A 416-nucleotide genomic window follows, 5' to 3' on the forward strand; every position below is an offset into this window, starting at 1 on the left:
TTCTTTAAGGTAAGGAGGTGATCCAACCGCAGGTTCCCCTACGGTTACCTTGTTACGACTTCACCCCAGTCATGAATCACAAAGTGGTAAGCGCCCTCCCGAAGGTTAAGCTACCTACTTCTTTTGCAACCCACTCCCATGGTGTGACGGGCGGTGTGTACAAGGCCCGGGAACGTATTCACCGTGGCATTCTGATCCACGATTACTAGCGATTCCGACTTCATGGAGTCGAGTTGCAGACTCCAATCCGGACTACGACATACTTTATGAGGTCCGCTTGCTCTCGCGAGGTCGCTTCTCTTTGTATATGCCATTGTAGCACGTGTGTAGCCCTACTCGTAAGGGCCATGATGACTTGACGTCATCCCCACCTTCCTCCAGTTTATCACTGGCAGTCTCCTTTGAGTTCCCGGCCG

General features: G+C 52.2%; 1 rRNA gene. It reads right to left on the reverse strand.

Annotated elements, in window-relative coordinates:
* Window positions 1-10: 10 nt before the first annotated feature.
* A 16S ribosomal RNA gene (locus KQJ19_RS23855) occupies window positions 11-416 on the reverse strand; the annotation flags it as partial.

It is taken from the genome of Citrobacter sp. S46_ASV_140 (genome assembly GCF_018919545.1).
GTDB lineage: Bacteria > Pseudomonadota > Gammaproteobacteria > Enterobacterales > Enterobacteriaceae > Citrobacter > Citrobacter braakii.